The 17761-nt window shown below is 70.2% G+C and carries 16 protein-coding genes and 1 pseudogene; 7 read left to right on the top strand and 10 right to left on the bottom strand.

Going from position 1 to position 17761, the window contains the following annotated elements:
* Positions 1-31: 31 nt before the first annotated feature.
* A complete protein-coding gene (locus SSNG_RS17705) occupies positions 32-1483 on the bottom strand; it encodes a CCA tRNA nucleotidyltransferase (protein WP_007265245.1) in 1452 nt (483 codons plus the stop codon).
* Between the two features lie 186 nt (positions 1484-1669).
* Here SSNG_RS17705 and SSNG_RS17700 point away from each other — a divergent pair, with 186 nt between their 5' ends.
* From SSNG_RS17700 to trxA, 7 genes are all read left to right on the top strand, one after another.
* Entirely contained in the window at positions 1670-3937 is a 2268-nt protein-coding gene (locus tag SSNG_RS17700; RefSeq protein ID WP_206731305.1) for a DUF6049 family protein, read from the top strand.
* Positions 3938-3983: 46 nt separating this feature from the next.
* The gene (murJ, locus tag SSNG_RS17695; RefSeq protein WP_007265243.1) at positions 3984-6167 is read left to right on the top strand and encodes a murein biosynthesis integral membrane protein MurJ; all 2184 of its coding nucleotides are present in this window, start codon (positions 3984-3986) and stop codon (positions 6165-6167) included.
* Between the two features lie 117 nt (positions 6168-6284).
* The gene (locus SSNG_RS17690) at positions 6285-7985 is read left to right on the top strand and encodes a protein kinase family protein (protein WP_042801255.1); all 1701 of its coding nucleotides are present in this window, start codon (positions 6285-6287) and stop codon (positions 7983-7985) included.
* Positions 7986-8010: 25 nt separating this feature from the next.
* The gene (sigM, locus tag SSNG_RS17685) at positions 8011-8712 is read left to right on the top strand and encodes an RNA polymerase sigma factor SigM (protein ID WP_007265241.1); all 702 of its coding nucleotides are present in this window, start codon (positions 8011-8013) and stop codon (positions 8710-8712) included.
* Positions 8709-9680: a hypothetical protein gene (locus tag SSNG_RS17680; RefSeq protein ID WP_347232454.1), complete on the top strand. Its 972-nt coding sequence runs from the start codon at positions 8709-8711 to the stop codon at positions 9678-9680. Before sigM ends, SSNG_RS17680 begins: the two co-directional genes overlap by 4 nt.
* 147 nt (positions 9681-9827) lie before the next feature.
* On the top strand, positions 9828-10787 hold the full coding sequence (gene trxB / locus SSNG_RS17675; RefSeq protein WP_007265239.1) for a thioredoxin-disulfide reductase: 960 nt from the start codon (positions 9828-9830) through the stop codon (positions 10785-10787).
* Positions 10788-10837: 50 nt separating this feature from the next.
* Positions 10838-11176, top strand: coding sequence for a thioredoxin (gene trxA / locus SSNG_RS17670; RefSeq protein ID WP_007265238.1), 339 nt, complete (start codon positions 10838-10840; stop codon positions 11174-11176).
* Positions 11177-11266: 90 nt separating this feature from the next.
* Here trxA and SSNG_RS17665 read toward each other — a convergent pair whose 3' ends face one another.
* The 9 genes and pseudogenes from SSNG_RS17665 to rpmH form a co-directional block, all read right to left on the bottom strand.
* Positions 11267-11890 carry a GNAT family N-acetyltransferase gene (locus tag SSNG_RS17665; protein WP_007265237.1) on the bottom strand — a complete coding sequence of 208 codons (624 nt, stop codon included), beginning with the start codon at positions 11888-11890 and terminating at the stop codon, positions 11267-11269.
* 87 nt (positions 11891-11977) lie between these two features.
* Positions 11978-13060 (bottom strand): ParB/RepB/Spo0J family partition protein, encoded by a 1083-nt coding sequence (locus SSNG_RS17660; protein ID WP_007265236.1) that lies wholly within the window; start codon positions 13058-13060, stop codon positions 11978-11980.
* Complete coding sequence (locus SSNG_RS17655) at positions 13057-14157, bottom strand: AAA family ATPase (protein WP_007265235.1); 1101 nt, start codon at positions 14155-14157, stop codon at positions 13057-13059. The genes SSNG_RS17660 and SSNG_RS17655 overlap by 4 nt, the downstream gene beginning before the upstream one ends.
* 255 nt (positions 14158-14412) lie before the next feature.
* The gene (gene rsmG, locus SSNG_RS17650) at positions 14413-15150 is read right to left on the bottom strand and encodes a 16S rRNA (guanine(527)-N(7))-methyltransferase RsmG (RefSeq protein WP_007265234.1); all 738 of its coding nucleotides are present in this window, start codon (positions 15148-15150) and stop codon (positions 14413-14415) included.
* A gap of 129 nt (positions 15151-15279) precedes the next feature.
* Positions 15280-15792: a R3H domain-containing nucleic acid-binding protein gene (locus tag SSNG_RS17645; protein WP_007265233.1), complete on the bottom strand. Its 513-nt coding sequence runs from the start codon at positions 15790-15792 to the stop codon at positions 15280-15282.
* Positions 15793-15806: 14 nt separating this feature from the next.
* Positions 15807-16913, bottom strand: a complete 1107-nt coding sequence (gene yidC / locus SSNG_RS17640; protein WP_007265232.1) for a membrane protein insertase YidC — start codon at positions 16911-16913, stop codon at positions 15807-15809.
* Positions 16914-16943: 30 nt separating this feature from the next.
* Positions 16944-17198, bottom strand: a pseudogene (gene yidD / locus SSNG_RS39900) (membrane protein insertion efficiency factor YidD); the annotation flags it as partial.
* Positions 17195-17569 carry a ribonuclease P protein component gene (gene rnpA / locus SSNG_RS39895; protein ID WP_007265230.1) on the bottom strand — a complete coding sequence of 125 codons (375 nt, stop codon included), beginning with the start codon at positions 17567-17569 and terminating at the stop codon, positions 17195-17197. The pseudogene yidD and the gene rnpA, both read right to left, overlap by 4 nt.
* A gap of 21 nt (positions 17570-17590) precedes the next feature.
* On the bottom strand, positions 17591-17728 hold the full coding sequence (gene rpmH / locus SSNG_RS17635) for a 50S ribosomal protein L34 (protein WP_007265229.1): 138 nt from the start codon (positions 17726-17728) through the stop codon (positions 17591-17593).
* Positions 17729-17761 lie beyond the last annotated feature (33 nt).

The raw sequence follows: 17761 nt of genomic DNA, 5'->3' as shown, positions 1-17761 counted from the left end.
CACGTGAAACATCGCCGCCGTGGACCAGGCGTCAGGCCGGGGGAGCCTGAGCCGCCCACCACTCCTTGAGCGCCGCGACCGCAGCCTCACGGTCCATCGGGCCGTTCTCCAGCCTCAGCTCCAGCAGGAACGCGTAGGCCTTGCCCACCAGCGGGCCGGGGCCGATCTCCAGGATCTGCTGGATCTCGTTCCCGTTCAGGTCGGGGCGGATCGAGTCCAGCTCCTCCTGTTCCTGGAGCTGCGCGATGCGCTCCTCCAGGCCGTCATAGGTACGGGACAGGGCGTTGGCCTTGCGCTTGTTGCGCGTGGTGCAGTCCGACCGGGTCAGCTTGTGCAGCCGGTCGAGCAGCGGGCCCGCGTCGCGGACGTAGCGCCGGACCGCCGAGTCCGTCCACTCGCCGTCCCCGTACCCGTGGAAGCGCAGGTGCAGCTCCACCAGCCGGGACACGTCCCTGACCATCTCGTTGGAGTACTTCAGCGCCGTCATGCGCTTCTTGGTCATCTTCGCGCCCACCACCTCGTGGTGGTGGAAGGAGACGCGGCCGTCGCTCTCGAAGCGGCGGGTCCGGGGCTTGCCGATGTCGTGCAGCAGGGCGGCCAGCCGCAGCACCAGGTCCGGGCCGTCCTCCTCCAGGTCGATCGCCTGCTCCAGGACGATCAGCGAGTGGTCGTAGACGTCCTTGTGCCGGTGGTGCTCGTCACGCTCCAGCCGCAGGGCGGGCAGCTCAGGCAGGACCCGGTCGGCGAGACCGGTGTCCACCAGCAGGCCCAGGCCCTTGCGGGGGTGGGCGGACAGCAGCAGCTTGTTCAGCTCGCCCTGCACGCGCTCGGCCGAGACGATCTCGATCCGGTCGGACATCGCCTTCATGGCCGACACGACCTCCGGCGCGACCTCGAAGTCCAGCTGAGCGGCGAACCGGGCCGCGCGCAGCATGCGCAGCGGGTCGTCGGAGAAGGAGTCCTCGGGGGTCCCGGGCGTCCGCAGTACGCCGGCGGCCAGGTCCTCCAGGCCGCCGTGCGGGTCGACGAACTCCTGCTCCGGGAGGGCCAGGGCCATGGCGTTGACGGTGAAGTCCCGCCGGACGAGGTCCTCCTCGATGGAGTCGCCGTAGGAGACCTCGGGCTTGCGCGAGGTCCGGTCGTACGCCTCGGAGCGGTACGTCGTGACCTCGATCTGGAACCCGTCGCGCTGCGCCCCGACGGTGCCGAAGGCGATGCCGACGTCCCAGAGCGAGTCCGCCCAGGGCCGCATGATCTTCAGCACCGCCTCGGGGCGCGCGTCGGTGGTGAAGTCGAGGTCGTTACCGAGACGCCCGAGCAGCGCGTCCCGGACGGACCCGCCGACCAGGGCGAGGCGGAAGCCCGCCTCCTGGAACCGGCGTCCGAGCTCGTCGGCGACAGGAGCGACCCGCAGCAGTTCACTGACCGCGCGGCGCTGCACCTGACTCAGGGCACTGGGGTTGTCTTCGTTGGCGTTCGACACAACAGAAAAGGGTACGTGGCCCGCCCGGCGCGGGCTCCCCCGTTTCACCGCCACCCCGCCGTCGGCGGCCCGGGAAGCGGAACCGATCGTGTGGAGCAAGGCGCGGCACTCGCGCACAGCGCACCTCGTTACCATGCGTGGACGCAGAACCGACGACCACTGACACTTCGAGGGACGGGCGAACGCGTGGCCGATGCGGCAGACATCCAGGGGGCGGCCTCCGTCCCTGCCCGGCGCCGCTGGCTGCGGCGGGCAGTGGTCCTGCTGAGCGGGACACCGGTGCTGGCCGCCCTGATCTACGCCCCCGCCCCGGCCGCGCACGCGGCCGACCCCTCGGTCGACGTGCAGCTGACCGAGGTGTCACCGAGCGCTCCGATCAAGAGCGACACGCTCACGATCTCCGGCACCGTGGTCAACAACGGCCCTGAGACGATCAAGAACGCCCATGTGGGACTGCGGGTCGGCCCCAGGCTGGGGGACCGGTCGGCGATCGGCGAGGTGTCGGACCGCAAGGGCTTCCGGCCCGGAGTGGATCCGGGGGAGATCGACTCGGCCTTCGCCGTGAAGTTCGACTCGCTGACCTCCAAGGTCGGCCAGCAGTTCACGATCAAGGTGCCGGTGAACAAGCTGGACCTGGGTGCGGACGGGGTCTACCAGCTCGGCGTCTCCCTGTCCGGGTCGACCGACAGCCGCCCGCACGAGCAGGTCCTGGGCATCCAGCGGACCTTCCTGCCCTGGCAGCCGGAGCCGGCGGCCAAGCGGTCCTCGCTGACCTACGTGTGGCCGCTGGTCTCCACCACGCACGTCACTGCGGAGACCGGCTCGGACGAGCTCCAGACCCCCGTCTTCCTCGACGACTCCCTGGCGGACGAGCTGCGGCCGGGCGGCCGTCTGGAGCGGATGGTCGCGCTCGGCAAGGACCTGCCGGTCACCTGGGTCATCGACCCCGACCTGCTCACCGCGGTCGACGCCATGACCAAGGGCTACCGGGTCCGCAGCCCCAACCCGGACGGCAAGCCCGTACAGGGCAGGAACAGGGCCGTCGCCGAGCAGTGGCTGAGCGCCCTGGAGACCGCCGTACAGGGCAAGAAGGTCGTCGCGCTGCCCTTCGCCGATCCCGACATCGCCTCCCTGGCCCACCACGGCAAGGACGTCTCGGGCACCCTGGGCCAGCTGCGGCCCGCCACCGACAAGGCGAAGCAGGCCGTGGAGACGGTGCTGCACGTCCCCGCCTCCACCGACTTCTCCTGGCCGGTGGACGGCGCCATCGACCCCGCGATCGTCAACGTCGCCACCTCGGCCGGCGCGCACAACGTCCTGGCCCGCAGCGACAGCCTGCAGGAGACCGGCGCGCTCGGCTACACCCCGACGGCCGCCCGTCCCATCGGTGCGGGCACCACCGCCGTGGTGGCCGACGCCGACCTCTCCACCGCCTTCGAGGGCGACATGGCCGCCGCCGGGAGCTCCACGCTCGCCGTGCAGCGGTTCCTGGCCCACAGCCTCGCCCTGAACCTGCAGAACAGCGACGAGCCGCGCAGCTACGTGGTGACGCCGCAGCGCCGGCCGACGGCCAGCCAGGCGGATTCGATGGCCGTCGCCCTGCGCGGGCTCCAGCCGGCCCGGTGGACCCAGCCCTCCGACCTGGAGGCGGCGGCCGCGGCGAAGCCCGACCCCGGTGCCGCGACCCAGGTGCCGGGCGCCGGCCAGTACCCGGAAGCCCTGGCCAAGCAGGAGCTTCCGGTGTCCGCCTTCGAGAAGATCCGCACCACACAGAGCACGCTCGACCACTTCAAGGTCATCCTCTCGGCGCCGGACCGCGTCGAGATCCCGTTCGGCAACACCACGAACCGGGAGATGTCGACTTCCTGGCGGGGCCGCCCCGAGGAGGCCGCCGCCTACCGCGACCAGGTGCAGGCCTACTTGATCGGACTGACCGACAAGGTCAAGGTCGTCCCCAAGTCCGACGCCACCCTGTCCGGCCACAGCGCGACCATTCCCGTCAGCGTCCAGAACAGCCTCGTCCAGGACGTCCACAACCTCGTGCTGCGAGTGAAGTCCGCCAACCCCACCCGTCTGATGTTCGGCGACAGCGGCGAATCGGAACAGGAAGTCACCGTTCAGGGCGGTCACAGCCAGACGGTAAAGTTCACCGCCAACGCCACCGCGAGTGGTCCGGTCGAGGTCAGTGCACGCCTGTACACCAAGGACGGCGTGCCGTACGGCAAGGAACGCAAGTTCACGGTCGAGGCCACCGAGATCACTCCCACCGTCATGCTCGTCATCGCCGGCGGTGTGCTCCTCCTCGTTCTGGCGGGCATCAAGATGTACGCCAGCCGCAAGCGCGTCGCCGCGCGGGCAGCCGCCGAGGAGAGCACGCAGCCGAGTGACGAGTCCACGGACACCGGACCGCAAAGCACCGAGGGGTCCGGCACGAGTGAGACAGTGGACCGTTGAGCGATGCCGTGGCCGTTCGGCCTGGGGACGATGAGGTGGGGTTGCGATGAACGCGCCGTACAACGGTGACCGCGCGCAGGGCACTGGCGGGCCAACGCCCTCCCAGGGCACTGCCCCGGGCGCTCAGGTGCCCGGGCAGGGTCCGGCGCCCGCGCCCCCACAGGACCACGACCCGTACGTCCAGGACGCCTACGACTACGACCCCTACCGGTCGCAGGACCTGTCGGCCCAGGACCCGGTGGCCGAGGCCCTCTACGACCGGGCCTCGCACCCCCCGCCGCCGCCGGGCACGTACCAGGAGGCCGGCCCGCTCTACGCGGCTCCCCAGGCCCCCTCCCACGGCCCCGACCCGCACGTCTGGGCCCAGACCCCGCCGCCGGAGCCCGACGGCCCTTCCCGCCACCTGCCCTACGGCGACCACGCGGCGACGACGCAGTTCGTCGGAGTGGACTCGCTCGTGACCCGGGCGTCCGAGGAAGAGCCCGAGCCCGACGCCTTCACGCACCTCTACCGCGACCAGCAGGCCGCCCCCGGAGCAGCCGGCCCGCCCGCCGAGGACCCACCGGTCGCCGCACCGGCTCCGGCCAAGCCCGCCGGCAAGGCGGCCGGCCTGCTCAAGTCCAGCGCCCTGATGGCGGCCGGCACGATCGTCTCCCGCATCACCGGCTTCGGCCGCACCCTGGTGATCGCGGGCGCCATCGGCGTCGCCACCCTCAACGACTCCTACCAGGTCGCCAACACCCTGCCGACGATGATCTACGTCCTCGTCGGCGGCGGTGCCCTCAACGCGGTCTTCATCCCGCAGCTCGTGCGCGCGATGAAGAACGACGACGACGGCGGCGAGGCCTACGCCAACCGCCTGCTCACGCTCGTCATCACGCTGCTCGGCGCGGTCACCACGGTCTGCGTGCTCGCGGCACCGCTGTTCATCCGCATGATGTCCCCGACGATCGCCGGTGACCCCAAGCGCCTCGACGTCGCGGTGGCCTTCGCCCACTACTGCCTGCCCACGATGTTCTTCATGGGCGTCCACGTGGTGCTCGGTCAGATCCTCAACGCCCGGGGCCGGTTCGGCGCGATGATGTGGACCCCGGTCCTCAACAACATCGTCGTCATCGCCACCTTCGGCGCCTTCATCTGGGCCTTCGGCGGCTTCACCACCTCCGGTGTCTCGGAAGCGACGATCACCCCGGAGGGCGTCCGCCTGCTGGGCATCGGCACCCTGCTCGGACTCGCCGTCCAGTCCCTTGCGATGCTGCCCTACCTGCGCGACGCGGGCTTCAAGCCCCGCCTGCGCTTCGACTGGAAGGGCCACGGCCTCGGCAAGGCGGCCGGCCTGGCCAAGTGGACGTTCTTCTTCGTCCTCGCCAACCAGATCGGCCTCGTCGTCGTCACCCAGCTCGCCACCGCGGCGGGCACCGCCGCCGAGCAGCAGGGCCACGGCGGTACCGGCATCACCGCCTACAACTACGCGCTGCTGCTGTGGCAGATGCCGCAGGCGATCATCACCGTCTCCGTCATGACGGCCGTCCTGCCGCGCATCTCCCGCTCCGCGCACGACGGCGACGCCGCCGCGGTCCGCGACGACATCTCCTACGGTCTGCGCACCTCGGCCGTCGCCATCGTGCCCTGCGCCTTCGCCTTCCTCGCGCTGGGCGTCCCGATGGCCACCCTGCTCTACGCGAGCGCGGGCAAGGACGCCCTGAACATCGGCTACGTCCTGATGGCCTTCGGACTCGGCCTGATCCCCTACTCCGTCCAGTACGTGGTCCTGCGCGGCTTCTACGCCTACGAGGACACCCGGACCCCCTTCTACAACACGGTCATCGTGGCGGCGGTCAACGCCGGTGTCTCCGCCCTCGCCTATTTCGTGCTCCCGGCTCGCTGGGCGGTCGTCGGCATGGCCGCCGCGTACGGCCTCGGCTACGTGGTCGGCGTCGGCGTGGCCTGGCGCCGCCTCAAGGTCCGTCTCGGCGGGGACCTCGACGGCGCCCACGTCATGCGCACCTACACCCGTCTGATCGGCGCGTGCGTCCCGGCCGCCGTGGTGGGCGGCGCCGCCGCCTACGGGGTCATGCAGGTCATGGGCAGCGGAGCCCTCGGTTCCGTCGCCGCCCTGGTCGCGGGCGGCATCGCCCTGGGAGGCGTGTTCCTCCTCGCCGCCAAGCGGATGCGGATCGAAGAGCTCAACTCCATGGTCGGAATGGTCCGCGGACGTCTGGGGCGCTGATGCGCACAACCGTCACCCCCCTTCGTGTGTCGTGCATAGCGGCGGACTGTGGGCACAATTGGCATGGCTTCGCAGACTGGCCGACAGCGCGCAACGGATGGGGAGGCAGGGACGACGGTGGCGGAACGTAGCACGGCTGCCGTCGACGTGGCCCACAACAGCGGCGAGCAGCCGCTGGCCGCAGATGCGGCCAAGGCCACGGCCGACGGGGTGGACGCCAAGAACGGAAAAGCCTCGGACGGACCCGTGCCCGAAAAGGACGGCGAACGTGCGGCCGCGGCACCCGCGGCCGCGCCGGAACTGCACAGCGGGCACAAGCTCGCGCGGCGCTATCGCCTGGAGGAGTGCGTCACCCGTCTGGACGGGTTCAGCAGCTGGCGTGCCATGGACGAGAAGCTGCGCCGCGCGGTGGGCGTCCACCTGCTGCCCGCGGACCACCCCAGGGCCCGCAGCGTCCTGGCCGCGGCCCGCTCCTCCGCCCTGCTCGGTGACCCCCGGTTCGTCCAGGTCCTCGACGCGGTGGAGGAGAACGACCTCGTCTACGTCGTCCACGAGTGGCTGCCCGACGCCACCGAGCTGACCTCGGTCCTGGCCGCCGGCACCCTCGAACCCCACGAGGCCTACCAGCTGGTCAGCCAGGTCTCCCAGGCCATGGCCGCCGCCCACCGCGAGGGCCTGGCCCACCTGCGCCTGACGCCCAGCGCGATACTGCGGACGTCCACCGGCCAGTACCGCATCCGCGGCCTCGCCGTGAACGCCGCCCTGCGCGGCATCACCAGCGACACCCCGCAGCGGGCGGACACCGAGGCCATCGGCGCGCTGCTGTACGCCTCCCTCACCCAGCGCTGGCCCTACGAGAACGACGCGTACGGTCTGCGCGGCCTGCCCAAGGGCGTCGGTCTGCTCGCCCCCGACCAGGTCCGCGCCGGCGTCCACAGGGGCCTCGGCGAGCTCGCCATGCGCGCCCTCGCCAACGACGGGGCGACCGCATCCCGCCAGGAGCCCGCCTGCACCAGCCCCGAGGAGCTGGCCAAGGCCGTCGCCGAGATGCCCCGCATCCGGCCGCCGGAGCCCGCCTTCACCGCGCCTCCGGAGTACCAGCACACCACCTACCAGCAGGGCACCTACGGCCGTCCGGCGCCGGTCGGGCTGCCGACCACCCAGGCGGTCCCGTCCGTGCCCCCGCCGCCGCTGCAGAGCCGCACCGGGCGCGCCCTGAAGTGGGGCGTCGCCGCCCTGCTGATCGTCGCCCTGGGCCTCGGCAGCTGGCAGCTCGCCGACACCCTGCTGGACCACAGCAAGTCGGGCGGCGGTGACAACACCCAGACCCAGCAGCAGGGCCCCAACGACGCCGCTCAGAAGAAGGAGCTCAAGCCGCTCTCCATCAAGGGCGCGAAGGAGTACGCCGCGGACGGCGTCCCGCAGAACGCGGCCGACGTCGGCAAGACGTACGACGGGGACCCGTCCAGCTACTGGCGGACCAGGAGCTTCTCCGACGGCCCCAAGATCGTGATCAAGCCCGGTGTCGGGATCGCCTACGACCTCGGCTCCGAGCAGGAGGTCAGCGAGGTCTCGATAGCGCTGAAGTACCCGGGCGACCACACCACCCTGACGCTGTACGCGGCGGAGTCGGCCGACTCCAAGAAGAAGATCACGACCACGAGCACCAAGGACAGCAGCGTCAAGCTGACCGTGGAGAAGCCGGTCAAGACCCGCTACGTGCTCCTGTGGATCACGGCCATGCCGTACGCGCCCTACGACAACTTCAGCGGCGAAGGCTACAAGCAGGGCATCACGGACGTGCAGTTCAAGGGCTGACGCAGGCAGGGGAGGGAGCTCACCGTTGGACGACGCCGCGACCGGCGAGCACAGCGACCGGGATCTCCTTTCCCTGCACGTCGCCGGCGATCCCGACGCCTTCGGGGAGCTCGTACGGCGCCACCGCGACCGGCTCTGGGCCGTCGCGCTGCGCACCCTCGGCGACCGCGAGGAGGCCGCCGACGCCGTTCAGGACGCCCTCGTCTCCGCCTACCGGGCCGCCCACACCTTCCGGGGTGATTCCGCGGTCACCACCTGGCTGCACCGGATCACCGTGAACGCCTGTCTCGACCGCGCCCGCAAGGCCGCCTCCCGCCGGACCGCCCCCCTCGACGACACGGACCGCCTGGAGCGGCTGCTGGAGCCCCACGAGTCCGCCGAGGCACCCGCAGAGCGCCAGGACCTCCACCGCCAGCTCCTGGCCGCCCTCAGCACCCTCCCGGCCGAGCAGCGGGCCGCCCTGGTCCTCGTCGACATGCAGGGATACCCCGTCGCCGACGCCGCGCGCATCCTCGACGTCCCCACCGGCACCGTGAAGAGCCGGTGCGCGCGGGGCCGGGCCAAACTCCTCCCGATGCTCACTCATCTGCGCACGAATGCCGGGGATAACACCACCTCGGAGCGGGGAAGGAACCGGACGCCGGGGACAGCCGTCCCACCTGCGGCAGACCCCAGGAATCCACAACCGGATCCAGACGCTGTGAAGGGCGGAGGTGGACGACCGTGAGCCCCTCGACCGGCATGACCGGCACTGCCGGCACGACCTGGCACCCGGAGGTATCGGAGATCTCCGACCTCACCGAAGGACTGCTCTCCCCCTCCCGTAGCGCCGAGGTGCGCAGCCACCTCGGGAACTGTGCGCTCTGCGCCGACGTGCTCGCCTCCCTGGAGGAGATCCGGTCCCTCCTCGGCACCCTCCCGGGGCCGCCGCGCATGCCCTCGTCCATCGCAGGCCGGATCGACGCGGCCCTCGCCGCCGAGGCGCTCCTCGACTCGACGACCCCCCGGGCCGGGGCCACCGTCCCGGAGACGCACCCCGCGGGCGATGTTTCACGTGAAACACCGCGGACGAACGCGGGCGGCTCCGGCCGCAGCGAGACCCACCGGCCCACCGGTCACCCGTCTGGCCCAACCGGTCCCGGTCGTCGGCGCGCCCGGCGCCGCATCGCCGTCCTCACCGGGCTGGCCGGGGCGGCCGCCTGCGCGCTCGCCGTCGTCCTCTTCAACGGACTGGGCGGCACCGGCTCGCACGACACCGCCACGCGCAACGACACGGCGAGGGCCTCCGCCGGCTCCGCGACCCCCGGCGAGTACACCGCCCAGGGACTCCGGCAGAGCGTCCGGCAGCTGCTCGCCGGGGAAGCCGCGGCGAACACCCCGAAGACCGCACCGGGCGAGACCGACAGAAGCATGGGGATCCAGGAAGCCTCCCCCGGGCTGGCTCCCGCCGACCGGCTCGCCTCTCCGGAGCCGACCGCTGTCCCGCCCTGCGTCCAGCTGGGCACCGGCCGGACCGAACCGCCGGTCGCCGCCGAGCGCGGCAGCTACCAGGGCACTCCCGTCTACCTCGTCGTACTGCCCCACCCGGGTGACCCCGCGTTGGTGGACGCGTATCTCATGGCCGCCGGCTGCGCGGACAATCCCGCGCAAACACCGAACAAGCCCCTGCTGACCAGTACATATCCCCGCAACTGACGGGGTCACGGGGTGGCCCGCCGCGCGTTGCGGGACTGGAGGGGCCAAGCGGGGAATGTGCGCGCCGTAGGATCCGTTGGGTGGGGTGAGAGTCCGCACCGGCCCCCGGTAGGCAGCACGAAGTCCGCAGAGACGAGGAAAGAACCCGTGAGCGACGTACGAAACGTGATCATCATCGGCTCCGGGCCGGCCGGTTACACGGCCGCCCTGTACACCGCACGCGCTTCGCTCAACCCCCTGGTCTTCGAAGGTGCCGTCACCGCCGGCGGCGCGCTCATGAACACCACCGAGGTCGAGAACTTCCCCGGCTTCCGGGACGGCATCATGGGCCCGGACCTCATGGACAACATGCGCGACCAGGCCGAGCGCTTCGGCGCCGAGCTCGTCCCGGACGACGTCGTCGCCGTGGACCTCACCGGTGAGATCAAGACCGTCACGGACACCGCCGGCACGGTGCACCGCGCCAAGGCCGTCATCGTCACGACCGGCTCCCAGCACCGCAAGCTCGGTCTGCCCAACGAGGACGCCCTGTCCGGCCGCGGTGTCTCCTGGTGTGCCACCTGTGACGGGTTCTTCTTCAAGGACCAGGACATCGCCGTCGTCGGCGGCGGCGACACCGCGATGGAGGAGGCCACCTTCCTCTCCCGGTTCGCCAAGTCCGTCACGATCGTCCACCGTCGTGACAGCCTGCGCGCCTCCAAGACCATGCAGGATCGCGCCTTCGCCGACCCGAAGATCAAGTTCGCCTGGGACAGCGAGGTCGCCGAGATCCACGGCGAGCAGAAGCTCTCCGGCCTCACCCTGCGCAACACCAAGACCGGTGAGACCTCCGAGCTGCCCGTGACCGGCCTGTTCATCGCCGTCGGACACGACCCGCGCACCGAGCTGTTCACCGGCCAGCTCGACCTGGACGACGAGGGCTACCTCAAGGTCGACGCCCCCTCGACGCGCACCAACGTCACCGGCGTGTTCGGCGCCGGCGACGTCGTGGACCACACCTACCGTCAGGCGATCACCGCGGCCGGCACCGGCTGCTCGGCAGCCCTCGACGCGGAGCGCTTCCTCGCGGCGCTCTCGGACGCCGAGCCGGCGGCCGCGACCGTCTGACCCGGCTCCATCCCCACACCCCACACCCCGTAGAAAAGAAGGAGGCCGCTGTGGCCGGCACCCTCAAGAATGTGACCGACGCGGACTTCGACGAAGCCGTCCTGCGCAGCGACAAGCCCGTGCTGGTCGACTTCTGGGCCGAGTGGTGCGGCCCGTGCCGCCAGATCGCGCCCTCGCTGGAGGCCATCGCGGCCGAGTACGGCGAGCAGATCGAGATCGTGAAGCTCAACATCGACCAGAACCCGGGCACCGCGGCCAAGTACGGCGTCATGTCCATCCCGACCCTGAACGTCTACCAGGGCGGCGAGGTCGTGAAGACCATCGTCGGCGCGAAGCCCAAGGCCGCCATCCTGCGCGACCTGTCGGACTTCGTCGAGGTGCAGGCCTGATAAGCCGCCCCGTGCGGTCGGCAGTGACCACGTGAAACGGGGCCGCCCCTGAAGGGGCGGCCCCGTTCGCATGTCCGGAAGCCCAGGCGCTCACAGCGGGCGCAGTGCCGGCTCCTTGCGGGCCCTCGCTCCGCCCAACAGGCGGTCCAGGGCGAGCTCCACGTCTTCCTTCCACGACAGCGTCGTGCGCAGCTCCAGCCTCAGCCGGGGGTGGGACGGGTGGGGGCGTACGGTCTTGAAACCCACCGACAGCAGATGGTCAGCCGGCAGCAGACAGGCGGGCCGCTCCCACCGCGCTTCGCCGAACGCCTCGATCGCCTTGAACCCCCGTCGCAGCAGGTCCTTCGCGACCGTCTGGACCATCACCCGCCCCAGGCCCTGCCCCTGGTACCCCGGCATGATCCATCCCGTGATCAGCTGCACCGCGTCCGGGGACACCGGGCTCGTCGGGAAGGAAGCGGCCCTCGGCACATAGGCGGGCGGGGCGTACAGCACGAACCCGACCGGGACCTCGTCCACGTAGACCACCCGGCCACAGGAGCCCCAGTCCAGCAGGACGGCCGAGATCCATGCCTCCTTCTCCAGCTCCGGAGTACCCGCCTTCACGGCGGCCTCGCCGGTGACGGGATCCAGCTCCCAGAACACACAGCTCCGGCAACGCCTGGGCAGGTCCTGGAGGTTGTCCAGCGTGAGCGGTACCAGCCGACGACCCATGCCCACATCGTAAGCACTGCCCCCTGCTTCTTCGAGTGTGGACATCTCGAAGAAGCAGGGGGCAGCGAGTGGAACGAGGCGGGGGTACTACTCCCCGGAGAGACCCTGTTCGAGGACGCGGCCCTCACCCGGGGCCAGCGTTCCCAGGATGCGCTCCAGATCCTCCATCGACGCGAACTCGACGGTGATCTTGCCCTTCTTCTGGCCCAGATCCACCTTCACCCGGGTCTCGAACCGGTCGGACAGACGGGTCGCCAGCTCGCTGAGCGCCGGGGACACCCGCGCCCCCGCTCGCGGGCCCTTGGGCTTCACGGTGCTCGACGGCTCCGAGCCCATCAGCTGGATGATCTCCTCGACCGAGCGCACCGACAGCCCCTCGGCCACGATCCGCTCGGCGAGGCGGAGCTGCTCCCCGAAGTCCTCAACGGAGACGAGCGCCCGCGCATGACCCGCCAGCAGCACACCGGAGGCCACCTTGAGCTGCACGTCGGGAGAGAGCCTCAGCAGCCGCAGGGTGTTGGTGACCTGCGGACGCGAGCGCCCGATCCGGTCCGCCAGCTGGTCGTGCGTGCAGTTGAACTCCTTGAGGAGCTGGTCGTACGCGGCGGCCTCCTCCAGCGGGTTCAGCTGCACGCGGTGCAGGTTCTCCAGGAGGGCGTCCAGCAGGAGCTTGTCGTCGTCCGTCGCCCGGATGATCGCGGGGATGGACTCCAGCCCCGCCAGCCCGCAGGCACGGAAACGGCGCTCGCCCATGATCAGCTCATAGCGGCCGGGCTCCGTCTCCCGGACCACCACCGGCTGGAGCAGGCCCACCGTCTGGATCGAGGTCACCAGCTCGGCCAGCGCGTCCTCGTCGAGGTGCTTCATGTTGCGCGGCTGCTTCGGGTTCGGCGAGATCGCGTTCAGCGGAAGCTCCGCGAACGTCGCTCCCGCCACCTCCTTGCTCGCCGGCTCCACAGCCGCCACTTCCACCGGCACTGATGTTTCACGTGAAACATCCGCCTGGACCAACGCGGCGAGCTTCGCCGCGGCGATCCCCCGCTCCGACTGGAGCACCGGCACCGCGGACGGGTTCGTCGACCCGGTACCCACCACCGGCGTCTTCTCCTGGGGAGCGGACGGAATCAGCGCGCCGAGCCCCCGCCCCAGACCCCTACGTCGCTCGCTCACTGGATCCCCTCCGCCATACTCTGCGTGCTGTTCATGCCCGCGCCCAGATGGGCGTGCTGGGCGTCGTAATGGATTCCGGCCCCCCGCAGCGCGATCTCCCGCGCTGCTTCCAGGTAGGAAAGGGCTCCACTGGAACCCGGGTCGTACGTGAGAACCGTCTGCCCGTAGCTAGGGGCCTCCGAGATGCGCACCGACCGCGGGATGCTCGTACGCAGCACCTCCTTGCCGAAGTGGGTGCGCACCTCGTCCGCCACCTGCGAGGCCAGTCGCGTCCTGCCGTCGTACATCGTCAGCAGGATCGTCGAGACGTGCAGGGCCGGGTTCAGGTGGGCCCGCACCAGGTCGACGTTGCGCAGCAGCTGTCCCAGACCCTCCAGCGCGTAGTACTCGCACTGGATGGGGATCAGCACCTCCGCGCCGGCCACCATGGCGTTCACCGTCAGCAGGCCCAGCGAGGGCGGGCAGTCGATGAGGATGTAGTCGAGCGGCTGCTCGTACGCCTGGATCGCCCGCTGGAGCCGGCTCTCACGGGCCACCAGCGACACCAGCTCGATCTCCGCGCCGGCGAGGTCGATCGTGGCCGGGGCGCAGAAGAGCCCCTCCACGTCCACCACCGGCTGGACGACCTCCAGCAGGGGACGGCTGTCCACGAGCACGTCGTAGATGGACGGCACATCCGCGTGGTGGTCGATGCCCAGCGCCGTGGAGGCGTTGCCCTGCGGGTCGAGGTCGATGACCAGGACGCGCGCACCGTGCAGGGCCAGCGAGGCCGCCAGGTTCACGGTCGTCGTGGTCTTGCCGACGCCGCCCTTCTGGTTGGCCACGACCATGATCCGGGTCTGTGCGGGCCGCGGCAGGGCGGCGCCGGCGTGCCCCAGGGACTGGACCGCCTGCTGGGCGGCGCGGGCGAGCGGGGTGTCCTCGATGTCGTCGTTGTCCACGAGGGGCGGGGACGATGTTTCACGTGAAACATCCTCACCCGGCGATTCAGAGCGGGGACCGGGGACCGGATCGGCCATCGGCCCCGCGAGGTTGGCGTCGGACCGCACGGTGTCACTCTCCTCGGCAGCGGGCTCGCGATGAACAGAGCCTGCCATGCCACCCGGGTCGCGAACCAGCGGGGCCCGTACTCCTGTGGATGAATCCACCGTTGTGGACAACTCCGTCACCCCCGCGTCCTTGCGGGGGCGGGGGGCCGCAGCAGCACGTCCGCGGCTGATGATTCCGTGCAGCAGAGAGCGACGTTTCACGTGAAACACGATGCCCGGACGGAGTCTTCAGCCCGCTACGACACTCCGAAATCCATACCTATAGGGCCCAACCCGCCCCAAAACGCACCCTCGGCGACGGGTTCAGCGGCGCCTGCGCGCCCGTCCCACTCGCGCCGCCTTAGCCCGCTTGGCCGCGAACCTCACCCCACCGGGGCTTTCTCCGACCTCCACCCGGACCACCGTGGACATCGGGTCGACGACGCCCTCGCCCACGTGGAGCACCGAGGTCTTCACCACACCCAGCTTGGTCAGCGCGACCTTCGCCGAGACCAGCTCCTCCTCCGCGGTGTCGCCCTTCAGGGCCAGCATCTCGCCGTAGGGACGCAGCAGCGGTACGCCCCAGCCCGCGAGCCGGTCCAGCGGTGCCACCGCGCGGGCCGTCACCACGTGCACCGGCTGGAGCTTGCCAAGCACTTCTTCGGCCCGGCCGCGCACCACGGTGACGTGGTCCAGCCCGAGCAGCTCCACGACTTCCTGGAGGAAGGTCGTCCTGCGCAGCAGGGGCTCCAGCAGGGTGATCTTCAGGTCCCGGCGCACCAGGGCGAGCGGGATACCGGGCAGACCGGCGCCAGAGCCCACGTCGCACACGGTGACGCCCTCCGGCACCACCTCGGAGAGCACCGCGCAGTTCAGCAGGTGCCGCTCCCACAGCCGGGGAACCTCACGCGGCCCGATCAGGCCCCGCTTGACCCCCGCGTCCGCCAGCAGCTCCGCGTACCGCACAGCTTCCGGGAAAAACTCACCGAACACCGCGCGCGCCTCTTCGGGCGCCGGGGGCGCCTCCTCAGGCGCCGCGGGAAGCTCCGCTGCCTCCGTCACGGGGACCGTCCTTCCGTACAGAACCGCTCACGCCAAAACCGTGTCGTTCAACCGTGTCGTTCAACTGCCAGGCTTACAAACTTCGGCCCCGCCTGCGACACAGGCGGGGCCGACACACAACGTTCCCGGTCAGGCCGGGAGCACGACGACGAAGCGCTGCGGCTCCTCGCCCTCGGACTCGCTCTTCAGGCCGGCAGCCGCCACGGCGTCGTGGACGACCTTGCGCTCGAAGGGGGTCATCGGGGCCAGCTTCAGCGGCTCGCCCGAGGCCTTCACGTCCGCGGCGGCCTTCGCGCCCAGCTCCGCCAGCTCCGCGCGCTTCTTCGCCCGGAAGCCGGCGATGTCCAGCATCAGCCGGCTGCGGTCGCCGGTCTCCCGGTGCACGGCGAGGCGGGTCAGCTCCTGGAGGGCCTCCAGGACCTCACCGTCGCGGCCCACGAGCTTCTGCAGGTCGCGGCCGCCCGAGTCGCTGACGATCGACACCGCGGCACGGTCGGCCTCGACGTCCATGTCGATGTCGCCGTCCAGGTCGGCGATGTCCAGCAGACCCTCAAGGTAGTCGGCCGCGATCTCACCCTCCTGCTCGAGGCGGGTCAGGGTGTCGCCACTCTCAGCGGCGGCGGTGGTGGTGCCTTCCGTCACGGGAGGGACTCCTTCTACTTCTTGGAGGGCTTGCTGGGGGGCGTCTGGCGCTTGGACTTCGACTGCCGCTTCGGCTGCTGCCGCTTGGTGGCGACACCGCCGCTCGCCGCGTCCGAGTCGGCCGTGGCCTCAGAACTCTTGATCACGGAGCCGTCCGCCTGCGCGGCCATGCCCTGCTTCGTCAGCGCGGTGATGAACTTCCGCTCGTTGTCGTTGCGGTCCGGGCCCTTGGCCACGATCGCCGCGACGATCTTCTTCTTGCCCCGGCCCTTGACGTCGCCGTGGGTGGTGACGTGCTTCAGCAGGCGGGTCAGGTACTGGTCCTGGGCCTTGCTGCCCGGCGTCGGGTTCTGGTTGATCACGTACATCTGCTGGCCCATGGTCCACACGTTGGTGGTCAGCCAGTAGACGAGGACACCGACGGGGAAGTTGATGCCCATGACCGCGAAGATCACCGGGAAGATGTACATCAGCATCTTCTGCTGCTGCATGAAGGGCGTCTTGACCGAGAGGTCGACGTTCTTCTGCATCAGCTGGCGCTGCGTGTAGAACTGCGACAGCGACATCATGACGATCATGACCGCGGTCACGATGCGCACGTTGGTGATCGAGGCGTCCAGGGCGGCGACCTTCTCGGCGCTGTCCATGAACTTGGCGGCCAGCGGGGCACCGAAGATGTGCGCCTGGCGGGCGCTCTCCAGCAGCGGCTGGTTGATCACGCCGATGGTCTTGCCGTTGGCGATGCTCGCGAGCACGTGGTACAGCGCGAAGAAGAACGGCGACTGCGCCAGGATGGGAAGGCACGAGGAGAGCGGGTTGGTACCCGTCTCCTTGTACAGCTTCATCATCTCTTCGGACTGACGCTGCTTGTCGTTCTTGTAGCGCTCCTGGATCGCCTTCATCTTCGGCTGGAGTGCCTGCATGCCTCGCGTCGCCTTGATCTGCTTCACGAAGAGCGGGATCAGACAGATGCGGATCAGGATCACCAGGGACACGATGGACAGGCCCCAGGCCCATCCACTGTCCGCACCGAAGATCGCGCCGTAGACCTTGTGGAACTGGACGATGATCCACGACACGGGTGTGGTGATAAAGCTGAACAGACTGGCAATCGTGTCCACTAATCAGGCTCCTTGAGCATTGCGAGATCTACGCAACGCACTGCGCAGCTGCTCGTGCCAACGCGGGCGTTTCCGGGGTGGGACATGATCCACACCACCTGGGGACCACGGATTGCACCGCAGGATCCGCCAGGCGGTCAGAGCCGTCCCCTTCACCGCACCATGCCGGTCGATGGCCGTGAACCCGTAGTGCGAACACGACGGGTAGTAGCGGCACACCGGCCCGAGCAGCGGACTGATCGTCCACTGGTACAGCTTGATCAAAGCGAGCAGCGGGTACTTCATCGAGCCACGCCTCCCAGCAGCCGCGCCAAGGCGGCGTCCAGGTCACGGGCCAGCTCGTCGACGCCGGCATCAGCGGCTCCGGGCAGGGCCCGCACCACCACCAGGCTACCGGCGGGCAGCTGGGCCAGCCGATCACGTACGAGATGGCGGAGCCGGCGCTTGACCCGGTTGCGGACGACCGCGATGCCGACAGCCTTGCTGACGACGAAACCCGCACGCGGCGAGGGATCTGCATCCCCCGGCTCGTGCGGGTCCGTTGCACCGCTTGTACGTAGGTGGACGACGAGGAGCGGGCGACCTGCCCGACGTCCTCGGCGCACCGCGCTCGCGAAGTCCTCGCGCCGCCTCAGCCGATTTTCGGGAGACAGCACGACGTCACGACCTGCGCGTTGTTACGCGGAAAGGGCGGAACGGCCCTTGCTGCGACGGTTCGCGAGGATCGCGCGACCGGCACGGGTACGCATCCGCAGACGGAAGCCGTGGGTCTTGGCACGACGGCGGTTGTTCGGCTGGAAGGTGCGCTTGCTCACTCGGGGGCTCCAGAGAATGAATCGTTGTGGCGG

The sequence above is a fragment of the Streptomyces sp. C genome (assembly GCF_000158895.1).
Classification (GTDB): Bacteria; Actinomycetota; Actinomycetes; order Streptomycetales; family Streptomycetaceae; genus Streptomyces; species Streptomyces racemochromogenes.
The sequence above is the reverse complement of the archived record's forward strand: the minus strand, read 5'-3'. Positions and strand labels throughout refer to the sequence as shown.